This is a genomic window from Nostoc sp. TCL26-01, assembly GCF_013393945.1.
Classification (GTDB): domain Bacteria; phylum Cyanobacteriota; class Cyanobacteriia; order Cyanobacteriales; family Nostocaceae; genus Trichormus.
On record NZ_CP040297.1, the window covers coordinates 4507244 to 4532279 of the forward strand.

Genomic DNA, 25036 nt, shown 5'->3' on the forward strand with positions numbered 1-25036 from the left:
ATTTTCCATCATTCATCAGCAACAAGATCCCCAAATTCTTGAAGAAGTCGGGGATCGAAATCTTTAATCCTGATACCAATTTCCTTTAAATGTGAAACAGTAGAGACGTTGCAATGCAACGTCTCTACATAACTCATGTGTATCACGATTAACGTGAAATGGTATGAGAGATGGAAAGTTTACAAATGTTTGATATCCAGTTGGGTGTCGGCGTTTTGCCAAGCTGCGACAAACTCAGTTTGAGCTTGTTTGGCTAGGGAATTTTGCTTTAGTGCTTGCAAACTAGCCTGCAAACCAAATAAAGAGCGTCCATTGTGGGGATATTTGGCTAAATCGGCGCGGAAGACTTGTTGTGCTGCTGCATAGTCGCCTTTAACTAAGAGTACACCACCCAAGGCTTCTCTGGTGGGAAAGTACCAATCTGGTGGCTCCACATAATCGAGATTATCTTCTGCTGTTACCGCTTGTTGGAAGATGTTAATAGCAGAGTCGTAGTCATGGTTGGCTTTAGCAATTTTGCCATCGAGGAATTTTTGAGCAATATTGAGAATGCGGTTAGCTGGGGTAAAGCCAATAGTCGCCTCGGCTGGTATTGCTTGTGTTGCAGTTAATAATGCTTGGCTTTCGTTGGCGGCTGCTGTTAAATTGCCTTTGCCTGCTTGTGCTAAACCGCGAGTAAAATGCCAAATGGCAGTGGTGGTTGGCAGGGTAGCATCGGGTGCTGGGGTGTTTAAAATGTCATCCCAATCGCCAAATCTGGCTTGTATCAGCATTTTACTGCCCAAGAATCCCTCCAGCATAGGTAAATGAGGGTCTATAGTAGTCAGGTGTTCTAAGAGTTGATTGGCGGCAGCGATCGCATCATTGTGTCTACCTGCCATACTACTCGCTATCATCAGAAAGTGGATGTTATGGCTGAGGTACAACTGGGGATAAATACCCTGGATTTGATTGTGACAGATGTATTGTACGTCTTGAGCGATCGCTTTTTCATTAACTCGTTTTGCCCCTAAATAATCTCCTACTCGAAAGTAAATATGAGAAGGCATATGTACTAAGTGTCCTGCTGTTGGGGCTAAATTTTCTAACCGCTTGGCACTTTCTAAGGCGCGTTCTGGATGCAATGATGCTTCTACAGCATGGATATAGTAATGATTGGCTCCAGCATGGTTAGGATCTTGTTGCAAAACTGACTCTAAAACTGCAACAATCTCTTCTGTATCTGCCTGTGGTTTACCATCATGAGTCCAAAGTTGCCAGGGGTGCAAATCCATTAAACTTTCAGCAAACAGAGTAGCTGCATCTAAATCATCAGGATAGCGTTTTGCTAGAGTTGCCATTGCATTGGCGTAGTCTAGATTTAACTGATTTAAATCAGCGTAAATATTGGGAGAGTAGCGTTTTGCTAAAGCTAAAATGTAATCTTGTTCTTGCGTTGATGCTTGGGGAAAAAGTGCTAAAGCTTGCTGAATTGTTTGATAAGCAAGTTGTTCTTTTTCGGTGGTAATGACTGCATTAATATTTTGCCCTAAAGCCAGGGCAATACCCCAATATGCCATAGCCATGTGAGGATCGAGTTCAGCCGCGTGTTGAAAAGAACGCACTGCTTCATCATGGTTAAAAGCGTAAACTAAATTTAATCCTTGATCAAAAAAATTTTGTGCTTCTGGATTTTGGGTGGAAACTGGATGTTGATGTGTTCCTAGTCCAGATATTAAGCTGTAGGACGGTTTTGCTTGAGCTAGCGCCGGATTAGGCAAAAGTAGATACAGTATGAGTGTGCAAATGATGAATAAGTATTTCATAACCCGATTCCTGTTTTTTAAGTCTTTCAATATTCACTACTTAAATTACAGTCATTTACACAAGATATACGCATCCTGCAAATTGATTAGAATTGCTAAAATTTTTCCAGCAGTGAATCTGGGAAGTTTATCAAAGCTATGATAGATTTGTGAAATCAATCACTATCTTTTGAGAATATAATATGGCATATAGCAACTTCACAAGCTTGAGGCAGGTTGAAGCTGCTTTTGGATTGACACTTGATGAAGCCAATCGTTTATTTACTGAAATTATACCAATTGAACCGAGTGCTTATCTGAAAACGACACTTAACGAATATCTACCACTTGCCAACGCAGTTAATACAGAAAAAGCTCGTTCTGAATTGATTATTGCCCCTATTTTGTTAGAGATTCGTCGGTTGTTTAATTTTCGGATTGGTTTCTTTTCTGGGACAGAGTTTAATGTAGAGCCAGAAGCAGGTTTGAGTGGTTATTGTGACTATATTTTAACGGCTTCTAGTGAACTTTACGAAGTTCGCACTCCTGTGATTACATTAGTGGAAGCGAAGAATGAGAATATTAAAGGTGGTTTAGGACAATGTATTGCCGAAATGATAGCGGCTCAAAGATTTAATCAGCAGCAAAACAATGATACTAAGACAATTTATGGTGTAGTGACAACAGGTGTGATTTGGAAGTTTTTAAAATTGTCTAATCAGTTAGTTCATATTGATTTAGATGAATATTACATTAAAGAAATTGAGAAGATTTTAGGGATATTGGCAAGTCCTTTTCAGTCGATATTTACTGTTGGTCTGCAAAGTTAATTATTTATTTGTAAAAAGAGTGTTTTTGCTGAGATTTATTAAGCTACCTCAATCAATTCTTGTCGATAGCTAGTTAGTTCAAAGGTGATAGAACCGACATAATGCAGAGGGATAATTTTGTTTAGAGTAATCAGTTCTGGAATGATATCTCGCAGCTTTTGCGTCAGAATCTCTATGGTAGAAGCCTCTGTTATTAATCCAGGTACGTCATCACTAGTTGCTACCCAAACCTCTGCATCGGTATCCCAAAATGCTTGAACTTTAAATGTGATTTGTGTCATTATCAAGCGGTGATGATGTAATTTCGGCTAAAAAATGTAGGTTGGGTGGAGCAAAGCGTAACCCAACACTCTAATCCTACATCTAATATTTTACTTACTAAAAACCTCACTATTCAAATTCACCCCAGCAGCTAAAACACTTTGGCAATGGCTGATGACTTTACTAACTAAAAACCTGACTATTCGAGTTCAACGCTTGACAGTTTAGTATCTATGTTGGGTTGCGCTGCGCTTAACTCAACCTAACATTTAATACACTTGAGAAAAATGACACATCGCGTTAAGCTTCCTTAGCAGAACGCACGCTATGACATCAGGTAATGACAAATCAATCCTCTCCGCAAATTCCCGCTTGTACTTGGAGCCGTCCTATTGGTTTAGGTTGGGATAAACCTTATACTGTCCGCTATGCCAGTAATATTGATGATGGTGCTTGGCATGGTATGCCGTTGGGTGGCTTTGGTGCTGGTTGTATTGGTCGTTCTTCGCGGGGAGATTTTAATCTGTGGCATATTGACGGTGGGGAACATATCTTCAAAAGTTTTCCGGCTTGTCAATTTAGCGTCTTTGAATCTCACGGTACATCTTCACAAGCTTACGCTTTATCTACAGCAGCACCAGAAGATGAAAGTCTGGAAAATTGGCAATGGTATCCAGCATCGACGGCTACACAGGAAACAGGGACGTATCATGCGTTGTATCCCCGCAGTTGGTTTGTCTATGAGAATGTCTTGCAAGCAGAGTTAACTTGTGAGCAATTTTCCCCGATTTGGGCGGATAATTACCAAGAAACTAGTTACCCTGTGGCGGTGTTTGTTTGGCAGGCGCATAATCCTACAAATGCACCCATCACTCTGAGTATTATGCTGACTTGGCAAAATATGATTGGCTGGTTTACCAATGCGCTGAAGTCTCCAAATGTGCGGGTGCGTGATGATGGTAGTCCAGTTTATGAGTATCAGCCACGCTTGGGTGAAAGTCAGGGAAATTACAATTATTTAAATGAGAGTCCACAGTATTTTGGTGTCTGTTTAAGTCGGGTTGGTATGGCTGAACCTGTGCAGGAAGGTGAGGGGAGTTGGTGTATTGCGACGCTGAAACATCCCCAAGTAGAAGTGTTTCACCACACGCGATGGCATCCTGTCGGGACGGGTGAGGAAGTATGGCAGAGTTTTGCGAAGGATGGCTCTTTACCTAATTATATAGATGCAAGTCCGGCTGGAGATGATGAACAGATCGGTGTAGCGATCGCACTTCGTTTTACTCTCCTACCAGGAGAAACGCTAGAAATCCCTTTTACACTGGCTTGGGACTTACCAGTAACAGAATTTGCCGCCGGAGTGAATTACTACCGCAGATATACAAACTTTTTTGGTAATGGGGGAAATAATGCTTGGGCGATCGCAACTCTCGCTTTAGAACAGTATAAAATTTGGCAAGAACAAATCAATAGTTGGCAAGCACCTATCTTGAATCGGGAAGATTTACCGAATTGGTTCAAAATGGCTCTATTTAATGAGCTTTATGACCTCACAAGCGGTGGTACGCTGTGGAGTGCAGCTACAGAAATTGATCCTATCGGTCAGTTTGCAGTATTAGAGTGCTTAGATTACCGTTGGTATGAAAGTTTAGATGTGCGGTTGTATGGTTCTTTTGCACTGCTACAACTGTTTCCCGAACTAGAAAAATCGGTGATGCGCGCCTTTGCTAGAGCAATTCCTCAAAGTGATGATACTCCCCGTGTGATTGGTTATTACTATACTATTGGTGCAGAAAGTCCGATGGCTGTCCGCAAAATAGCAGGTGCAACACCCCACGATTTAGGCGCACCCAACGAACACGTCTGGGAGAAAACTAACTATACCAGTTATCAAGATTGTAATTTGTGGAAGGATTTAGGCAGTGATTTTGTCTTGCAAGTTTACCGAGATTTTCTCTTGACTGGTGCTGATGATGTGCAATTCTTAGCTGATTGTTGGGATGCGATTGTCGAAACTCTGAATTATCTAAAAACATTCGATTTAGATGGTGATGGAATTCCCGAAAATTCCGGTGCGCCAGATCAAACTTTTGATGATTGGCGATTACAAGGTGTCAGCGCCTATTGTGGTGGCTTGTGGTTAGCTGCTTTAGAAGCGGCGATCGCTATTAGTGAAATTTTACTCAAAAACTCCCCCGATTCAACCGAAAAGTTACTTGAACAAAAATCTATCTATGAAACTTGGTTAGCAAAATCTCTACCTATTTATCAAGAAAAACTCTGGAATGGTCAATACTATCGACTCGATAGTGAAAGCGGTTCTGATGTGGTGATGGCAGATCAATTGTGTGGGCAATTCTACGCTAAATTGCTGAATTTACCGGATATTGTACCAGGCGATCGCGCTATCTCTGCTCTCAAAACTGTTTATGATGCTTGTTTCCTCAAGTTCTTTAATGGTGAGTTTGGTGCAGCTAATGGTGTACGTCCCGACGGTTCACCAGAAAACCCCCAAGCCACACACCCATTAGAAGTTTGGACAGGAATTAACTTTGGGTTAGCCGCTTTTCTCGTCCAAATGGGCATGAAAGATGAAGCTTTCAGACTAACAAAAGCGGTAGTAGAGCAAATTTATCAAAATGGCTTACAATTCCGCACACCAGAAGCCATCACCGCCGTCGGAACTTTCCGCGCCAGCACCTATCTACGGGCGATGGCTATCTGGGGAATTTATTTGGTCAATAGTCAATAGTCAATAGTCATTAGTCATTAGTCATTAGTCATTAGCAATTTTTACTCCCTCACTCCCTCACTCTTACTCAGCACTCAGCACGGGCTAAACGCCCCGCTACCGCTAACAGCACTCTCTCACTCCCTCACTCCCTCACTCCCTCTTATAGGACTAGTATTTGATTATTGAAAAAAATCAGTACCAGTGGAGGAACTTCTTACCTATTGCCTATTGCCTATTGCCTATTCCCTATTCCCTACCTACGCAAACTATTTCAGTAATCAAATCGGATTCCTATATGATTGAATAAATCTAAAAATTTCCTTAAGATTTTAGGCTTGGTGTGGAAAAAACTGATTTCAGGTGTTAAAAAGTTGAGTTTTGAGAAAAATTTTTCATCCTTAGTAGCTTTCTAATTCTGGATTTCAGAAGTTTGGTGCATGGATGAGGGGTAATAACTATCTTGCCAAATTTATCGTTGTTGCTAGAGTGATATTAAGAAAAATCTGTAACCCAAGATACACAATAGGGGTTATGGATGCCTTAGTATCTGTCTCTTGGGTGAGGTTTTGTTGTGAATTGAGGAATCGATGTTAACAATTTTTGGGTTTATTTTCCGGGTGTTTACTAAACCAAAGGAAAATGTAACTAAGGTTAAGAAAAAATCTTGTGTTCTCTATTAATGACTACTTTTTGTGGATAACAATGTTACTAATTTTGCCTAAATGATGAATACAACAGGGAAGTTTAAATTTATGTTCATAGGTAACTTTTTAGTAATCTAAAAAATAATTTTTCTGTTTTTGAGGAATCAATGTTGCTGTTATAGCCTCAAAATTGTTGGATAAATATATACAGGCTGAGAAAAATTATTAAATTTTTACGGTAAGCGGATCTACTCATGAATAGTTATCATTCATTAAAAATGAAGTTCATAAATACTGGTTAAAGAAGTAGTTAAAGTTTGATAAAATTAGCAAATAGCTATTGATAAATATCTAAAGTTTATCAAGATACATTAGGAGTTAATTGTACCTCTAGTGCTAAATTAACTTGCCTATATAAATTTCATGGCACGTTGCAACTACTCACTTAAAACCAAGCTAAAAGTTTACACACCAAGCCGAAATTAAACTATGAATCCCTCTTCATCGTTAAGAGTTCAGGGAGAGCTGGAAAAAAATTCTCATAATCAGCTATCTCCCACTCCAGAAGCGGCTATCCTCAATCTTGTGAGGTTAGTTGGAGGGGATACAAGTCTAGTTTCAGAGTTTAGCCAAAGTTGGGTAATGCGTGAGTTAGAGCTAGGAGATGAACTGATAAATTATGTTGTGGATGCAGAAGTTTTAGATAATAACGATATTTTGTATTTAGTTTGTCAAGGTAGAGTCAGGTTATTGGGTTTTAATCAAACTCTGGGGCGAGAAATTTCGACTCAATTGGTATTAGCTGAACAAACTTTTGGTGCAGATCATTTATTTTATCAGCAAGTTTTACCATATCGAGCGATCGCCGCCAGTGCAGTTTCAGTTGCAGCGATCGCTATTGCTGATTTGCAGCGATGGTTACAGCGTCTTCCTCAATTAGAAAAGTATCTCCAACGCTGCACCAGTGAGAGACAAGCACTAATTTTCTTTAAAAGCTATACAGCATTACACACACTTACTAGTTCGCAATTAACAAAATTACTCCCTTATTTAGTGCCAACACACATCCCAAGTGGCACATCTTTATTAACAGCAACTCCCCCAGAAAAAGGGCATTTTTGGCTAGCGAGTGGTCAAGTACAATCAATATCTATTGCCAGTGTCACACCTTCAGTCGGTGATGGTTGGGGATATCCCGATATCACACCGCCAAATGGCACAGCGCAAACAGATTTGTTAGTTTACCAACTATCACCAAAAAATTGGGATTTAGCCAGTGCTATTGCACCAGATTTATTTACCCATCAGCAACAACCAATAACAGCAGCACCAGAGATTGTTGATAGTAAACCAGCAATTGTACTACCGCAACTAATTAATTTGTCAACTCGTGCATCTCACTCTGATGCTCCCACAGTCCTTGTCACATCAGAGATGGCAGAGATTGACTTTCCCCAAGTTACAAAGTCAGCTGCTAAACCAAGGCTGTGGTATTCCTATCCTTTTATCCAACAGCAGAGTTCCTCAGACTGCGGTGCGGCTTGTTTGGCAATGATTAGCCAATATTGGGGTAAGCGCTTGAGTCTTTATAGTCTGAGAAATTTAGCACAGGTAGATAGGACTGGCGCATCCCTAGAGGGTTTAGCTGTAGCGGCGCAAACCTTGGGTTATGATGTGCTGTCGGTGAGGGCGAGTTTGCATAAATTAGAGTTGCATCCTCATCCCTGGATTGCTCACTGGCAAGGAATGCACTATGTTGTAGTCTGGCAGATAAAAGGCGATCGCATTTTGATTTCTGACCCGGCTGTCGGTAGACGCTGGTTGTCTCGTTCTCAATTTAGCGCTAGTTGGACGGGCTACTCTTTACTACTCAACCCTACAGAAACTTTTAAAACCCTCAAAAGTGAAAAATTTTCTCTAGGGCGCTACGGGCAAACATTATGGCATTACCGTAAGTTACTCAGGCAGATTATATTAGCCTGCTTATTAGTACAAGTTTTTGGACTGGCAACACCGATATTTACACAGGTTGTTCTCGATCAAATTATGCCTGTCAAAGATTTGTCGAACTTGCATATCTTTGCCTTTAGCTTTTTATGTTTGGGTGTGTGGCGCACTGTCTTGACAGCACAACACCAACATTTATTAGATTATTTTGCCAGTCGCATCGATCTCAACTTAGTGGGCAATTTCATTAACTACACGTTGCAGTTACCGTTACACTTTTTTGCTTCCCGCCAAGTCGAAGATATTATCAGCCGTGTGCAAGAAAACCGCAAAATCCAGATGTTTATTAGCCGTCGGGCTATTGGTGCGGTGGTGGATGGGTTGATGATCCTCACGTATTTAGGGTTGATGGCTTATTACAGTTGGCAACTCACGCTGTTAGTCTTGGCTTGGATGATTCCCATCATGATTTTGACTTTTGTCGCCAGCCCCCATATTAAGCAAGCATCCAGAGAAGTGTTGCAGGAATCAGCTAGACAAAATTCGGCAATGGTAGAGATGATGACGGGAATTGCCACAGTCAAAACTACCACTTCTGAACGCGCTTTGCAGAAGTACTGGGAAGAACGTTTCCTCAAAATGTTGAAAGCGCGATTGCGAGGGCAAAAACTAGCCCATCGCTGGCAAATCGCCCGGAATTTAATCAAGCACATTGGCACTACTTTGATTTTATGGTTTGGTGCTAGTTTGGTGATAGGTAGACAAATGACTTTGGGAGAGTTTGTCGCTTTTAATCTACTGACTAGTAGTGTGACTCATCCTGTATTGGCGCTGGTGGGATTATGGGATGAGTTTCCAGAAATCTTGATTTCGGTGGAACGATTGAATGATGTTTATGCAGCAACACCAGAAGGAAGTTCGCAAACAACTTTACTCGTCATGCCACCAATTCGGGGTGAGGTGAGGTTTGAGAATGTATCGTTTCGCTATAATTCCTTTCAAGAACGCAACGCTTTACAAAATCTCTCGTTTGGAGTCAGACCACACCAAACTATTGGTATTATCGGTCAAAGCGGTTCCGGTAAAAGCACTTTAGCAAATTTACTGGCAGGTTTATATCATCCCGATAGTGGCAGAATTTTGATTGATGGCAATGATATCTCTGGAGTGTCTCCCCAATCATTGCGGAGTCAGTTGGCGTTGGTGACACAGGAGAGTTTTCTGTTTTCTGGGACGATTTTAGAAAACATTACGCTTCATGATATGGAGTTTAGTTTAGTCCAAGCGATCGCTGCTGCCAAGTTAGCAGGCGCACACGATTTTATCCAAGCCTTACCCCTGGGTTATGACACCCAAGTGGGGGAAAGGGGTTTCATGCTTTCTGGGGGACAAAAACAAAAAATTGCGATCGCTCGTGCTTTAATTAGAGATCCCAAAATTTTGATTTTAGATGAAGCTACCAGTGGTTTAGATGCCGAATCAGAACGACACCTGCAACAAAGTCTGGCTCAAATTAGTCAAAACCGCACCACCTTTATCATCTCCCATCGCCTGTCAACTCTGCGTCACGCCGACTATATCTTCGTTTTAGATCAAGGTGTTGTCGCTGAACATGGCACTCACCAGGAATTAATGGCGATCGCTGGTCTTTATCATCACCTCGCTCAACTACAATTAAATATCTAGTATTAACTTGATCAACTTCCTTCTCAGAAACGGCAACAGAAGCTCAAAAAATTAGCTTTTTACCCCATTGCTCATACAGACCTGAATTCGACAGACCTCACCATCCCAACCTATTTCTTCTTACAAGAGAAGGAGGAATAATATCATTTCACGTTCATCATCATACACATGAATTATGTAGAGACGTTGCATTGCAACGTCTCTACTGTTTCACATTTAAAGGAAATTGGTATAACAAAAAATCAGGTTTTTTGCTCCCCTCTCCTTGTAGGAAAGGGGCTGAGGGTGAGGTCTAAATCCTCTACATTGAATTTAAGTTTCATTATTTATATATCGTCTAAGAAACATATCATAAAACTGTAAATACGACAACATAAATTACAGACTTCATTGCTCAAAATATAATAAAATCATGACATTTACCCAAAGAATTTTCCGGAAACTTAAGTACACACGGAAAACCAACTTTAGAACTGTATGTTATGCAGATTATGTCACAAGCTTTTAACCTGAATTAAAGAATGTTTTGTATTTTCTACAAGGTGATATTTTCTATCTTGAATGATTGATTATCTATCTATTTAATGGTAAATTTCTTGAGTAGGTTAAAGTCTCAAATGCACAGTAGGCGAGGGGTATAACCCCTCATTACCTAGTTGAAAATGCTCAAAATACTCATTGACATAGTGAATAAAATAAGATTAAAAATATTCAGTAAAATTGACGAATATAATACTGATCAACGGGTGACATTCATGAAAAAAGATAGTATAAATACGAATAGGACTCTTGATAAAGTATGGATAAGTAATTGTCATAATTCAAACAAGAATAAATACATACAACTGAATACATATTCATACTAAAGAGCAAGAAATCACACATGAAATATATCAGGGATAAAGTTGGAAGTTTATAGACTTCAATAGTACAAAATTGTGTCTACCGATAGCTGAACAAAGACGTTTGTCTGCTGGTCACATTAAATGACAAGGGGTAGGTGAGAGATGAAACTATATGATTTGTATCCCTATAAAGATGTAGCTCTTGAAGTAGCATCAATTGCTAACAGTAATCTGACTTACTTAACAGCAACTTCCACAAAAATATCCAAAAGTATCAAAACAGTTTTAACCCACCTAGTTTGACTAAACTACGTGTTCTCAATTCATCACCAAACTGATCGATTTTAATTGCCGTATAAATCACCAGACAACCGAAATACTTTTATCCAAAGCAAAAACACCATGAATCAAGACATCACAAGCATTAGCAGCTACAACAAAGCCATCAACCCTCAACAATTTGATAAAGTAGTCGAGGCAATTCTTGCTGGTAAATATTCATGGGCGTGTGTTCTCATGCTACGCTTCGCCGGTTATAACCCCTTACACTACATCCCTTACCGCACTTATAACCGCTTACTCAAAGAAAACTCCAACCCCAGCAAAGTACAACAGCAGCATGACAATATCAAAATCGCTCCATCATCTGCCATTACCAGGTCTAACACCAATATGCCATCTAATTGCTTGAGTAAAATTAAAGACATTGCCTATTTGGAAGTAGTAGGTAAGCAAACAAAAGAAATTCGTGGTGGCAATTTAGATCAGTGGTTAACCGAGCAAATTCATGAATCAGAATATATAGATTTAGAGCCACAAATTTCTGTAACTCAAGAAATTTCTTTCAATTTCTCTGATTTAGATTTCATGAATAATTAGTTGTTAGGAAACCCAACATCCTGCTTGATGTTGGGTTCGCCGCACCCTTGTAATACCAATTCAAAATTCAAAATGACGCGACGCTCCTGCGTCGCTAACGCTGCGCTAACAAAATTCAAAATTAAGAAAGCCTTGTTCTACAAGGGTTTCCGTATTTGAATCTGTATCAGATTTTTAGTGAATTGGTATAAGTGGTCAGTAGTAACCAACAAATCGGCTCCATCTCTAGTGGCGGGTCAACTTCTGTGACTAAAATGGCCTGTAATGTTGTTTTACACAGTTTAACCTTACTCAATTTCTTCACAGCGTACCAAGAGCTTTTCCATGCCTTCTGCTAGAGAAATTAAATCACTCCAAGAGGAACCACTCACTAAACTTTGAGCATGAGCTAATCGGTTCCGCAACTGTTCGGCAGACTTTAAGAATTTCTCGCCGGAACGCTTAGATTTAAGTTCTAATTGTTGCAGCAGTTCTGGTTGATGTAAAACTAATTCTCGTTTGTCACAAAACTGGAGATAATCTAATAAATCTGTGGCTTCGTTTCTTTCTTGACTTTCTTTCCATAATCGGCGTGCAACTTCTAAGCGCTCAGGTTTGAGAAAATTCTGCCAAGAATCTTGAGGATAATAAAGTCTCACTAGCCTCAGTAAATTCATTTCTAATAAAGTCACTAAACCAAATAGCAACATTCGCACCGGTGCTTTTTGCAAGTCACCACAGGTAATAATTCCACTTACCTGATTGCAGTCGAGAACAAACAATCGAGGAGTTTGTTGCAAGATGGGTAATAACTTCATGAGTGGTGTAGAAATAGCTACCAGTTCTTTAGTATGGAACACTCGCTGATAATCACCACATTTACCAGACTGGATTGATATTAAACTAGAGCGTTCAACATAACCAGTAATTGTATCTCCCGTTTCCACACCAACGACATCAAAATCTTGCGATCGCATCCATTGCAAAACCTCTACTACTTCCGCTTGCGATGGCACTGCTTTGAGGGGTTCTGCCACATATTCGATCGTAATATTATTCTCAAACAAGCTCCGCAAGTCTTGGGAACGGGATTTTAGATGTTTCATCAACCCTTAGCCATCAGACATCAGCAGCATCAGTATTTCATGGAATCCCTGGTTTTGTCAGTGTCAGCTGTGAACTATATTTAAATATAGATGAGGCATTGGACATAGAGTAAAGACGTAGCAATGTACATGGTGTAGAGACGTAGCATTGCTACGTCTCTACGTCTCTACGTTAATTTTGAATTGCTTCTCGAATGGCTAATTTGGGAGTTCGTCCTTTTAACCCAATCATCAATTTGAGCATGAATATTTTCAGCATGGGTAGATGATGCAAACACCATAAACCCAAACGACGCACTAACACTACAGGTAAGAACTGATTAGAAAACATTCGATCTAGCATATCAGTGAACCCTAAAATCGTCAGGTTCTCTTTTTGTCGCCAGCGTTCGTAACGTTTTAGTACCTGAATTTTACCAATATCTTCACTTGCTTGGTGTGCTGCTTGGATGATCTGTGCTAAAGCTGCTACATCTCGAATTCCCAGATTTAACCCCTGTCCACCTACAGGATGACAATTGTGTGCTGCATCCCCAACCAATGCTAAACGAGGGAGGACATAACGATCGCTCTGCATGAGTTGGACTGGAAAAACAAAGCGATCGCCTAATAATTCTAGTTTACCCATGTGTTCGCCAAAGCGTTGAGTTAGTTCTTGTAAAAACTGCTCATCATCTAGGTTACACAAAGCTTTGGCTTCTTCATGGGGAGCTGTCCAAACGATGCGGCAACGGTTCTGTGGTAGCGGTAAGATGGCGAAGGGGCCACTAGGCCAAAATCGTTCGTAGGCTGTATCGTTGTGGGTTTTTTCTGGTTTGACAAAAGCAACGATGCAAGATTGCCAATACTTCCAGCCATGAGTTTTGATTCCTGCTGCTTGACGAATAGGCGATCGCGATCCATCGGCGGCTACCAATAATTTACTCCGGACTGTTTGTAACTGCTCGGCAATTTTGATGTCTATCTCGACTACATCTTGCTGATATTTTGTACGCACCACCTCAGCCGGACAAAGATAGGTGACATTTGGACAATTGTGGACAAACTCTTGCAAAGGTTCCAGTAATGCTTGGTGTTCTGCCACATAACCTAATTCTGCTGTGCCTAAATCAGTGGTGACAAACTCCACCACACCAGGATAATCGGCATCAGAAAGACGAACTTGCCGATATTTGGCAATCTGGGGTAGAATTTTGTCCCAAACGCCGATTCCTTGGTAAATTAGCGCTGAGAGCATATGAACTGCATAGGCTTGACCTTTGGCGACGGCGGCGGAGGCAACTTTAGCTTCAATTAGCAGTAGACTCAAGCCAGAATCTTTTAAGGCTGAAGCTAGAGTTAACCCAACAATGCCACCACCGACGATGACCAAATCATAATCGTATCCTCGCTCTTTGGCGGGTGTCAGTTGAGGGGATATAGTTTGAGTAAGCTGGGTTAGCGCCATTGTTAAGACAAGTTAAGGCATTCTCACTAATATTTTTACGCGATCGCCCCAATTAGAGCAAGTCGCGTGACAAATGAGAGCGTCAATGTCCGAACTAGATTACTAGACCCGAATTTCTCACAAAATTTATAAAACCTCCGTCCAGAGGCTGTAGGGGCGGGTTCACAAATATGCTTCAATCATTCACTAATATCTCGTTAACCCGCCCCTACCGTTTTGTGAGAAATGCAGTAATTGTAGGTTGAGTTGAGGCTTTGGGAAACCCAACACCAATATCCATACTGGATTTTTAAGATCCATGTTGGGTTGCGCTGCACTTAATCCAACCTACTTCTAGATTACTAGAGCATTAGGAATGTATTTAGTAAACAGTTAACGTTTATTAACTGGTAACTGATAACTGTTAACTGGTAACTGATTTAGTCCAGCAACCCGCCACAAAATTTTCCTAAAAACTGATAGAGATGCAACATTTAGCATCTCTATTTATAGTTTTTATGCTTATTTAAGTCGTACTGATTTATGATGTTTGCGAATGTGATGACGAGAAATTTTATGCTTTACTTTGTGATTCATTCGATGTTGCTTATGATGTCTAGAAACTGCCGTAGCTGCAGTTGCAGGAGAGGCTGGAATTAAGGTTGCAGAAATTGCTACAGGTGCAGTCAAGATTAAGGTTAAAACTAAAACTTTGGTGAACTTATTCATTCGTGTCTCCTTATTTGATTAATCCGTTTCTGGATGAGTTCATTATGTTAGCAACATATGACAAATGTTTGTTGTCTATGTGAATTTTTGATGTATATTTTTAGAGTATTTTTTACTTTTAAAAAGGTCAAAATATTTGTCGTTTTGTTAACAAATAAAAAAGTATATAAACAAGATTATTTTTTATTTACAGACTGTAATAACGTGAGTTCGACAACTTTTTTTGACCTCTCCCCCAGCCCCTCTCCGACGCGGAGAGGGGAGCCAAGAGCATCACAGATCAACGAAAAATCGAGCTTTTAAAGCCTCTCTCCTTTTAGGGGAGCCAGTGCGTTGCGGAGCCAGTTGCATGGGCGGGTCTCCCGACTTGTGCAAACTGGCATCGGGTTACCCCCGTTGTAGCAACTGGCGTGAGAGGTTTGGAGAGGGTTTTTTTCAGCCGTCGAACTCACGTTGTAATAGCTTCATCAAAAATGAAAAGCCCTACTGTTTGCCAGTAGGGCTGTAGAGCTAGATGGTGTGGTGTTTATATCAAATAAAAACCCCGCATTTGATGTTGTGCAGGGTTAAAGTATAGGGAGCGAAATTTAACCACTAGAACAAACTATAGTCTTGCGCTAGATGATGCCTGAAGAGAATATAGTATGACTTATTTCTGTGGGGTTTTGACAACAGTTTTATTCGGTGTAGATACTTTTGTTGTGGGTGCTTTAGCTAAAGATTTCCGAGTAATATGACGGCTAGATTGATGATGATGAACTTTATGTCTACGATGATGGTGTTTAATTTTTTTACCTGTTGATTTAATAGCTTTAGTCTTGACTGGGGAGGAAGTATTTTCAGTTTGGCTAGAAGCAGTTTTAGCTTGAACAACAGGAGCAAAAACGGCTACGGGAGCAGCAAATAAGAAACTGAGCAACAAGGCTTGAGCAAACTTATTCATAAGAAGTGTCTCCTCTTCTGGATTCGATGGTTAAACTATCCCATAGCCGTTTGTCATTTGTTTATATTTGATATGAAAATTTCGTGTCTATTTTTACAATAGTAAAATAGGACACTTTTAGGCAAATTCCTGACTAGACAAAACTTGTAGCGATTAAGTTTTCTGACATTTCAAAATTAGATGTAACATTTTGTACATCATCCAATCCTTCTAGAGTATCAATTAATTTGAGGAGCGATCGCGCTTGCTCAGATTCTGTGACTTCTACATGATTACTAGGAATCCAGCGCAACTCAGCATCACTCACCAGAAAACCTCTGTCTTTCAGTATCTGGTTGAGGGTTTCTAAATTACCGATATCTGTCAATACCTCTGTGGTTTCATCTTCCGTAATTTCGTAAGACTCAGCACCACCTTCTAAGGATGCTTCTAAAAGCTCGTTTTCATCAACTACTCCTTGCACGACACACACACCTTTTTGCTCAAACATCCAACTCACGCAACCAGTTTCGCCCAGATTACCGCCATTTTTACTAAAAGCTACCCGTAAGTCAGCAGCAGTCCGATTGCGATTATCTGTCAGCGCTGCAATTAAGATGGCTACACCACCAGGGCCATAACCTTCGTAGCGAATTTCTTCCAGACTGTTGTGATCACTATCAAAAGTTCCTGCACCTTTGGCGATCGCTCGTTCAATGTTATCGTTGGGAATACCTGCTGCTTTGGCCTTCTCGATAGCGGTGCGGAGTTGAAAATTTCCCGCCGGATCAGGTATACCGTTCCTCGCAGCGACAATAATTGCCCTCGATAACTGAGTAAACGTCTTACCCCTTTTGGCATCTACTGCTGCTTTTTGGCGTTTAATATTTGCCCATTTACTATGTCCTGCCATAACCCAAGCTAATAAATCTCTCTTCCAAGATTAAGATATACCTAGCTTCTAGTGATAGTCATTAGTCAATGGTCAATAGTCAATAGTCAATGGTCAATAGTCAATAGTCAATGGTCAATAGTCAATAGTCAATAGTCAATAGTCATTTGCCTTGTCCCCTTCCATTTTGAATTTTGAATTTTGAATTGATTTGTCTCCCTTACTCCCTCACTCCTGACTCAGCACTCTCTCACTATGATGATCAGCATCAAAACATTGCTTAATCTGTTTTACCAGCGCTGTTGGCAATTTTTTTTCTTCTCTGGTAGTTCTAGGGTGAGGGGAAAAAATTGGCGATTTCGTCTGAAGCGGTTACTGCTAGTGTTGCTGGCGGTAACGATGATTATGGGTGGATGTCAGATCATCCAGAGGGGAAGGGGAGAGCAGGTTATTCATTTGACTTTGTGGCATGGGGTGAACCCACCACCAAATCGGGATGTGTTGCAAAAGCTGGTGGATAAATTTAACCAAACTCACCCCAAAATTCAGCTAGAGGCGCTTTATGTGGGACAGCAAGATCAACAAATGCCTAAGATTTTGGCAGCCGTTGTCGGTAATGCGCCTCCGGATATTTTGTGGTACAACCCAGCAATGACGGGCCAATTGGCAGAAATAAATGCTTTGATGCCTTTGGATAAAATGTTGGAGAATTCCCCTATCAAAGATGAAATTGACCCTTCATTATTCCCGTCTCTAGAATATCAGGGCAAAATTTGGGCAGTCCCTTTTGCGACAAATAATGTTGGTGTTTTTTACCGTCCCAGTTTGTTTAAAGCGGCAGGAATTACAAAGTTACCCCGGACTTGGGAGGAGTTGCGCCAAGTTGCCAAGCAGTTAACTCGTGATACTGATGGGGATGGACGGATTGATCAACATGGGATGTTATTACCTTTGGGTAAAGGTGAGTTTACTGTATTTACTTGGCTACCATTTATGTGGAGTGGCGGCGGTGAGTTGGTAAGCGGAGATTCACAAAATGCAGCTGGGGTAACTTTACAAGATAATTCTGGGGCGATCGCTGCTTTGCAATTGTGGCGTGATTTAATTACAGATGGTTCTGCTGTTTTGTCTGCCCCGGAACGAGGTTATGAGACAAATGACTTGCTAGCTGGTAAGGTGGCCATGCAATTAACTGGCCCTTGGACTTTGGGAGAATTTCAAGCTAGTGGGATTGATTTTGATGTTTTTCCTATTCCCGTCCAGCAATTACCAGCCACTGTCATTGGCGGTGAAAATCTGTTTATGTTTAAGACTACGCCAGCCAAAGAAAAAGCTGCGTTTACATTTCTAGAGTATGCCGCCAGTGAAGAATTTCAAACAGAATTAGCTTTGGGGACTGGTTATTTACCAATTAATTTAAAGTCTCGTCAAAGCGCAAAGTATCAGGAATTTGTCCAGCAGTTACCGCAAATTAAGATATTTTTAGAACAAGCCAAATATGGGCGATCGCGTCCGACTTTCCCTGGATATAATCGCATTTCGGTAATTCTCGGTGGAGCAATTGAAACTGTATTGTTGGGTAAAAGTTCTCCAGCCGATGCGCTCAAGGCTGGCCAACAACGTTTAGATTTGATTTTCAAATAGCTGTGTAGTTTTCAGTCTGGCAAATGCCACAGTCATGATTAGGCGATCGCTCTGGATAATTTTTGGGAAAATCACCTATTTATTATGGTATAAAAAATAATTGCCAGGGCAAAACTACCACCAAAATGACCTCCCAAAATTTACCTGCTACTCTAGCTTTAGTTTCTTTAATTTCTTTCGCAGCTATAAATTTTAAATATACTAAACCTACAGTTCCTATTTTAGGCTTTCACGGTATTCTAGATGGTAAAAAGCAAAACATTCATGTGCCTGTAGATACAGAAGAAATGCACTATTCTCAACAAGAGATGGAAAAACTTTTAGAATATTTAATTATTAACAATTATTGGTTTTTAACAACACAAGATTTATATGATTTCTTTTTAACCAAAAACCAAGATATTCCCTATGAATATCGGACAAAAAAGCCAATCATGCTTTCATTTGATGATGGCTATAAATCAGTGCATACAAAATTATTACCTGTCTTACTAAAACTCGAAAAAAAATATGGAAAAAAAGTAAAAATAGTTTTATTTATTAACCCAGGCAATCTAGCAACAGCAAGGATTCGTCGTAGCACCCATCTGAGTTGTCAAGAATTAAGAGCAGGATTTAAAGCAGGCTTTTATGATATCCAATCTCATGGATTAAGTCATAAAGATTTAACATTATTAGCACGTCGAGAGCTTGTCAATGAAATTTTACAAGCTAGAACTATCCTGAGAAACTGTACAGAAGATTTAGACCCTGAGCAAACAGTAGCATCTCATTTTGCCTATCCCTATGGGACTCATAACAAACAAGTAGAATTGTATGTTTCTAAATATTATTTATCAGGGTATTTATATAATGATGAAATTTTAAATTATACTTGCCAAAATAATTATTATCAAATCTCTCGTTTGATCGTCAACTATCATAAAACTCCTCAACAAATCCTCAAAAATACAAAAGAAGCATCTTTAATAAATAATCAGCAATGTCAGTAGTCGTGCAAAATTATCTAGTTGAGAGAGGGAATAGGCAATAGGCGATAGTCATTGGTAATTGGTCATTAGTCCTGAGTCATTATTTTTGAATTTTGTTAGCGCAGCGTAAAGCCTTCTCTTTCAGAGACGCTAACGCGAACGGCATAGCTTCGCTTAGAGCGAGTCCGCGAGCGTCATTTTGAATTGATTTGTCCCCAATTCCCCTACATCTTGTTTATTTGTGAAGTGATCCACACAATATCAGCCAAAATACGTAAAACCGAATCAAAATCAGGCGTTCTGATACAGAAAATACTGTCTTTAAGGGTTTTCTCTATGTGTAACATCCGTAAAACCTCTTAAAGATTAAGTAAAATCTTACGTTACGCGAGTAAAAAAATATTCAGAAATAGTAATATCTGGTTAGTGAAAAAACTTAAGTGCGTAACTTCAACCCTATTGGGGAAACCCAACACAAAATTTATGGATACTGGACGTAACTCTTTAGCAAAAGGCTCTTTAGCAGCAAGTAGCTCCAAAAATCTAAGATACCATGTAGCAGCACTACGTCCAAGACAATGGACAAAAAACCTTGTGGTATTTGCCGCACCGTTATTTGCTTTTAGTATAAATTTACAGTCCCTACTAGGTAGTTTTTTAGCATTTGCTTTATTTTGTTGTACATCCAGTGGTTTTTATCTGATCAACGATATTGCAGATGTAGAATCTGACCGTCAGCATCCCGTCAAGTGTAAACGACCGATCGCAGCTGGATTCGTCAGTATCCCCGTAGCCATAGCTATGGCAGTAATCCTACTCGGTAGTGCAGTGAGTCTTAGCTGGTGGCGATCTTCAGAGTTGGGTTTAGCGATAACAGGTTACGCCATGTTGCAAGTTGCTTATAACCTGCGACTCAAACGGATGGTGATTTTAGATATTATTGCGATCGCCACGGGATTTGTACTCCGTGCTTTTGGTGGTGCGGCTGCTACCAATATCGCTTTGTCAGCTTGGTTTTTGCTGTGTACAGCCATGTTGGCTTTATTTCTCGGTATCGAAAAGCGTAAAGCTGAGTTGCGATTGGCACAAGTTCAAGGTACAAAACTCCGTGCTGTATTGAGACGCTACTCTTTACCCTTGTTAGGACGGATGGAAAGTGTAGTTACCACAGGTACAGTTGTCTCTTACACTCTTTGGAGTGCAGGCCCAGCGCTACATGGTGCATCGACATCTTGGATGTTATTAACACTCCCATTTGTTCTCTACGGCATTTTCCGCTACCAACTACTCAGTGATCCACAAGAGATTATTAGTGACAGTGAAGATCACGCAGAAAAAGGTGGACGTAGCGAAAGACCAGAAGAAGTCTTATTAAAAGACAAAGGAATCTTATTTACAGTTCTGGGTTGGATTTGTGTGTGTTTTGCGATTCTCTGGTTAAAAAATCAAGGAATTATTCAGTAATAAAAGGTAACAGGTAACAGGTAACAGGTCATAGGTAATAGCAGTTCTTGATCAGATGAGGTAGAGTCCAGTCTTTCATTTCTAGCCTTGTATCGTCTTTAAACTACATGAAAAATATCAAACCTGAGTTGGATAACTTAGATTTACAAACGCAGAAATTACCAACACGCATTACTCAACTAGCCCAAATTGAGATTGACTGGCTCAAAGCAGCCGGGATTAGAGGCATTATCCTCGACTTAGATAATACAATCATCTCGGAAGACGATCGCTACTTATCACCCTGGGCAGAAGATTGGATTTCCCAAGCAAAATTGGCTGGATTAAAATTATTTATTCTCTCCAATGGCAAACGTCGCTACCGCGTCAAATATTGGTCTCATCGCTTAGATATTGCCGCGATTAGTCCAGCTAAAAAACCTTTCCCACCTGCATTTCGTCAAGCAATGACACAGATGCGTTTGTCTCCGAAAAATGTAGTTGTGATTGGTGATAGCTTCCATACTGATGTTATGGGTGCAAAGCTTTCTGGTTGTCGCTGTATTCAAGTTGCCAGCTTACCTCATCCTCCACGATGGTGGGAAAAATTAGCTGGTAAATGGGTACAGATGCCCTATCCCCATACAGAAGAATTGTGGGAATTTGATGGGGCTTTTGGTTATAAGATTTTTGCATAGAAATTAACTAAATCATTCAGATGAATCATCCGATTGTCTTTGCCTTACTAATTTTGATTACAGTAGGTTTAAATACTCTAGCTCAAACTTTATTAAAACTAGGTGCAGGTCAAAATCCTCTAAATATATATCTTTTAGGAGGAATCTGTAGCTACGGCTTAAGTACAGTTTTTTATATCTTGGTTTTGGGGAAATTGAATTTATCTACAGCCTACCCCCTAGTTATAGGATTAACGATTGTAGCCACAACTATCATCGGGGCAGTCATTTTACGAGAAAAAGTTTTAGTTACCCAATGGATTGGTGTAGGTTTAATGCTAAGTGGAATTGGTGCGATCGCCTTAGCTAAATCTGCTTAAACTTTGATCGGCAAATATGGGAACACTATTGAATTATGACGATATGAGGTCAAAGTTACAAAGTCTATGCAGTTTTCTTTTGACAAATTGATTTTCAAGCTTCAAAACTTTTTTTCTGCAAGCAGTTATGACAAACTCCAAAAGCACTGGCTGGATATTTCTATCATCACTATCTTAGCAGGATTAGGAGGAATTCTTACTTATCAAGGCTCGCAGTTACTGCATCAAGGAATAGTAGATCCAGATGCTTATAATGTGTGGTTTGGGGCTGACTGTCCACGAGTATTTGACGATATGGTTCGTCCCGAAGCTGACCATTATCGCACGAAAGTCCATCCTCTGTTTGTCATACTCACTTTACCAGTAGTACTCGCTCTCAAACTGGCATTTGGCATTGAAGCTCTGACAGCTGTGAGGTTAGTGATTGCGACTGTCGCTGGCTTATGGTTGGGAACATTTTTTCTCATCCTCAGATTGATTAGCTGCCGACGATTTGATGCCACATTATTTAGCATCTTAGCAATGACAAGTGCCGCCGCTATTTTTTGGTTTGTTGTGCCAGAAACTTACTCATTTGGCTCTTTATCCATCTTAATTGGGCTGTGCTTCTTTGCCATAACCCTACATTACTCAGTCACCGATACCTGGTATGTCATTGTTAGCGCCCTGACTTTGAGTTTCACAATTACCAACTGGATGGTAGGCATTCTTGCTACCTTCATTAACTACCAATGGCGGCGTGCATTGCAAATTACGGTTAATGGCTTCTGTGTAGTAGTTTTACTCTGGTCTGTGCAGAAGGCTATATTCCCTACTGTACAATTTTTTCTAGGCGATCGCGAGGAAAAGAAATACATTAATATGGCAGCATCAGGAGGAGTATTAACATCTCTGAAATCTTTTATTTTTCATTCGCTGATCATGCCATCGTTTAATGTGCTACCTAACAATCGATTGCCTCACTGGCAAATCATGAGCGTTCAAGCATCAGCACCAGGATCAGGTAGTATTTGGGGTTATATTGCTGTTGGATTATGGGCTGGACTTTTAGGTTTAGGTATCTGGGCAATATTTTCTATTAAAAAACATCTCCAATTCCGCTTATTGCTCGGTTTCACAATACTAGGACAGTTGGCATTGCACTCCATATATGGCGATGAGACGTTTCTATTTTCCTTACATTTTGCACCTTTATTAGTTTTATTGGTGGCACTGAGTACATTAACTCGTGCGCGAACCATCGCTCTAGCATTAACAGGAATGTTAGTCATCACTGTCAGTATTAACAACAATCTGCAATTTAGTAAAGTCATAGATTTTTTTGACACTCAAGGCCCACAACGCCAGCAAGTTATCCAAAAAAACAACTTACCTTCAGTTTCCCCATAGAGATTCGAGATTAGAAGCTAAAAAATGTTTTTTATCTCGCAGTTGTGGGTTTTTACTTATGTAGGTTTGGTTAATTTCATATTTAATAGATGTAGCAGCAGAACCCAACCACGATGAGGATGTTGGGTTCTGCTGTATCACACCCAACCTACTAGCACACAAAACATTATTAATTATTAGGTAAAAAATGAGAGTTATTCTTTACTTAGGTTACATAGCGGCAATTTCAGTGATTTTTGCTGTTAATTTGGTTGCTAAAAAATATATAAAAAATAGCTGGCTAATTTGGTTAGGATATGGCATTCCATTTCTAGCAATAGCGATACTTCTAGCTACATTATCTAGCCCCTATGTTTTATTCAGTGATTTTGATAAAGCTTATTATCCTGCTGGTCGCCTAGTGATTGAAAATCCATCACTACTATATCAACCAGGAGGCGGTATACATAAGTTTGTGAATATCCCGATTGTGGCTTTTTTATTTACTCCTTTTTCTTACCTTAGCATTAATCAAGCGCATATTCTCCTGTCTGTTATTAGTATTGCCGCGATTATTGCAATTATTTATATTTTAATCAAATTTTCCCATATTTCTGGTCAGAGAAGGTTAGCATTGCTGGGTCTTTTTGTGATTAATGGCCCTCTTTACTACTGTTTTCGAGAAGGTAATACTTCCCATTTCGTTTTACTATTTTTACTATTAGGAGTTTTGTGCATTCGCTATCAGCGAGAGTTTTGGCTCGGTTGTTTGTTAGCTATAGGCACTGTGATTAAACCACCCATTTTACTTTTAGCTGTTTATCTTGCTCTCAGGAAACGATGGATGGCCTGTACAGGATTTGCTGTCAGTATGTTGATAATTGTCGGGTCATCACTGTTGGTATTTGGGCTAGATTTACACATAACTTGGTATCAAGAATGTATCCAGACTTATGCAGGTAAACCATTGGCTGCTTATAATGTCCAGTCAGTTGATGGTTTTTTAAGCCGTTTCATTGCCTCTAATCATCTGACTAATTGGTCTCCTTTGGAGGTTGATTGGCGTTATAAATTAGTTAGATATGCTTTGCTAGCATTACTCTTAGGTACAAGTATTTGGGTATGTTGGAAATCCAAAGTACCAAAAACTTTGGCACAAAAAAACCTAGAGTTTTCTATTGTGATCTGTTTATCTCTCCTGATTAGTCCAATTTCTTGGACACACTACTATGTATATTTGCTCTTACCTTTTGGGCTATATATTGGCAAGCAATTAGCCATTCCTCAAGGACGGTTATGGTCTAGGAGTATGTTGTCCAGTATCTTGTTAACGTCTTTACCAGTTAATACTATTGATTCTCAAAATTCTATGTTCGATTTTTGGTATTATTATTTTTTCGTTTCTCATTACTTTTTTGGCTGTCTTTTATTACTAGGAATCTTACTAGCAGCTCGTTGGTATGGTGCAAAACATCCATTAACAGAAGCATAGCAATTCCTCACTAGATGTAGGTTTAGAGGTTGTTTGAAAAGTGGTTAGCTGTGATTTTAATTAGGGCTTGCTGAAAAATTCCTTTCGTGAAAGTAGGGAACAGGTAATACCAGTTCACGTTAATCATGATACACATAAATTATGTACAGACGTTGCATTGCAACGTCTCTACTGTTCACATTTAAAGGAAATTGGTATTAGCTGACTATCTATATTAATCAACAACACAAATTTTAGAAATTCTGTTCTAAGAAGACGTTGGAAAAGTCTGTTTCTTTGTCATGTTGAATGCAGCGTAGCGGAATGAAACATCTCGGTATGTGCCACAAAACCTAGATTCTTCCTGACGCTCCGCTCCAGTCAGAATGACATTTTTATACCTACTGAAACTTTTCCA

At 39.9% G+C, this 25036-nt stretch carries 19 protein-coding genes; 12 read left to right on the forward strand and 7 right to left on the reverse strand.

The window, feature by feature from the left end:
- Positions 1-179: 179 nt before the first annotated feature.
- Positions 180-1805, reverse strand: coding sequence for a hypothetical protein (locus FD725_RS19520; RefSeq protein ID WP_179049678.1), 1626 nt, complete (start codon positions 1803-1805; stop codon positions 180-182).
- 182 nt (positions 1806-1987) lie between these two features.
- Between FD725_RS19520 and FD725_RS19525 the strand changes: the two genes are divergently transcribed.
- Complete coding sequence (locus tag FD725_RS19525) at positions 1988-2614, forward strand: hypothetical protein (RefSeq protein WP_179049679.1); 627 nt, start codon at positions 1988-1990, stop codon at positions 2612-2614.
- A 38-nt stretch (positions 2615-2652) separates the two neighbouring features.
- On the opposite strand, the gene FD725_RS19530 is transcribed toward FD725_RS19525, so the two are convergent.
- Positions 2653-2895 (reverse strand): DUF1902 domain-containing protein, encoded by a 243-nt coding sequence (locus FD725_RS19530; protein ID WP_179049680.1) that lies wholly within the window; start codon positions 2893-2895, stop codon positions 2653-2655.
- Between the two features lie 320 nt (positions 2896-3215).
- Here FD725_RS19530 and FD725_RS19535 point away from each other — a divergent pair, with 320 nt between their 5' ends.
- From FD725_RS19535 to FD725_RS19550, 4 genes are all read left to right on the forward strand, one after another.
- Positions 3216-5627 (forward strand): GH116 family glycosyl hydrolase, encoded by a 2412-nt coding sequence (locus tag FD725_RS19535; RefSeq protein ID WP_179049681.1) that lies wholly within the window; start codon positions 3216-3218, stop codon positions 5625-5627.
- A 1115-nt stretch (positions 5628-6742) separates the two neighbouring features.
- Entirely contained in the window at positions 6743-9886 is a 3144-nt protein-coding gene (locus FD725_RS19540) for a peptidase domain-containing ABC transporter (RefSeq protein WP_179049682.1), read from the forward strand.
- A 1007-nt stretch (positions 9887-10893) separates the two neighbouring features.
- Positions 10894-11034 carry a hypothetical protein gene (locus FD725_RS19545; RefSeq protein WP_179049683.1) on the forward strand — a complete coding sequence of 47 codons (141 nt, stop codon included), beginning with the start codon at positions 10894-10896 and terminating at the stop codon, positions 11032-11034.
- Positions 11035-11133: 99 nt separating this feature from the next.
- Positions 11134-11610, forward strand: a complete 477-nt coding sequence (locus FD725_RS19550; RefSeq protein WP_179049684.1) for a HetP family heterocyst commitment protein — start codon at positions 11134-11136, stop codon at positions 11608-11610.
- Between the two features lie 287 nt (positions 11611-11897).
- On the opposite strand, the gene FD725_RS19555 is transcribed toward FD725_RS19550, so the two are convergent.
- The 5 genes from FD725_RS19555 to FD725_RS19575 form a co-directional block, all read right to left on the reverse strand.
- Positions 11898-12695 carry a hypothetical protein gene (locus tag FD725_RS19555; RefSeq protein WP_179049685.1) on the reverse strand — a complete coding sequence of 266 codons (798 nt, stop codon included), beginning with the start codon at positions 12693-12695 and terminating at the stop codon, positions 11898-11900.
- 172 nt (positions 12696-12867) lie between these two features.
- The gene (locus tag FD725_RS19560) at positions 12868-14142 is read right to left on the reverse strand and encodes an FAD-dependent hydroxylase (RefSeq protein WP_179049686.1); all 1275 of its coding nucleotides are present in this window, start codon (positions 14140-14142) and stop codon (positions 12868-12870) included.
- Positions 14143-14643: 501 nt separating this feature from the next.
- Entirely contained in the window at positions 14644-14850 is a 207-nt protein-coding gene (locus tag FD725_RS19565) for a hypothetical protein (protein ID WP_179049687.1), read from the reverse strand.
- A gap of 649 nt (positions 14851-15499) precedes the next feature.
- Positions 15500-15793, reverse strand: coding sequence for a hypothetical protein (locus FD725_RS19570; RefSeq protein WP_179049688.1), 294 nt, complete (start codon positions 15791-15793; stop codon positions 15500-15502).
- 133 nt (positions 15794-15926) lie between these two features.
- A complete protein-coding gene (locus tag FD725_RS19575; protein ID WP_179049689.1) occupies positions 15927-16685 on the reverse strand; it encodes a YebC/PmpR family DNA-binding transcriptional regulator in 759 nt (252 codons plus the stop codon).
- Positions 16686-16919: 234 nt separating this feature from the next.
- Between FD725_RS19575 and FD725_RS19580 the strand changes: the two genes are divergently transcribed.
- From FD725_RS19580 to FD725_RS19610, 7 genes are all read left to right on the forward strand, one after another.
- A complete protein-coding gene (locus tag FD725_RS19580) occupies positions 16920-18308 on the forward strand; it encodes an ABC transporter substrate-binding protein (RefSeq protein ID WP_372726685.1) in 1389 nt (462 codons plus the stop codon).
- A gap of 62 nt (positions 18309-18370) precedes the next feature.
- A complete protein-coding gene (locus tag FD725_RS19585; RefSeq protein ID WP_306296878.1) occupies positions 18371-19300 on the forward strand; it encodes a polysaccharide deacetylase family protein in 930 nt (309 codons plus the stop codon).
- A 462-nt stretch (positions 19301-19762) separates the two neighbouring features.
- On the forward strand, positions 19763-20743 hold the full coding sequence (locus FD725_RS19590) for a decaprenyl-phosphate phosphoribosyltransferase (RefSeq protein WP_179049690.1): 981 nt from the start codon (positions 19763-19765) through the stop codon (positions 20741-20743).
- A gap of 107 nt (positions 20744-20850) precedes the next feature.
- Complete coding sequence (locus FD725_RS19595; RefSeq protein WP_179049691.1) at positions 20851-21420, forward strand: YqeG family HAD IIIA-type phosphatase; 570 nt, start codon at positions 20851-20853, stop codon at positions 21418-21420.
- Positions 21421-21440: 20 nt separating this feature from the next.
- Positions 21441-21779, forward strand: coding sequence for an SMR family transporter (locus tag FD725_RS19600; protein WP_179049692.1), 339 nt, complete (start codon positions 21441-21443; stop codon positions 21777-21779).
- A gap of 66 nt (positions 21780-21845) precedes the next feature.
- On the forward strand, positions 21846-23168 hold the full coding sequence (locus tag FD725_RS19605) for a hypothetical protein (protein ID WP_179049693.1): 1323 nt from the start codon (positions 21846-21848) through the stop codon (positions 23166-23168).
- Between the two features lie 187 nt (positions 23169-23355).
- Positions 23356-24639: a glycosyltransferase family 87 protein gene (locus FD725_RS19610; RefSeq protein WP_179049694.1), complete on the forward strand. Its 1284-nt coding sequence runs from the start codon at positions 23356-23358 to the stop codon at positions 24637-24639.
- The last annotated feature ends 397 nt before the right edge of the window (positions 24640-25036 follow it).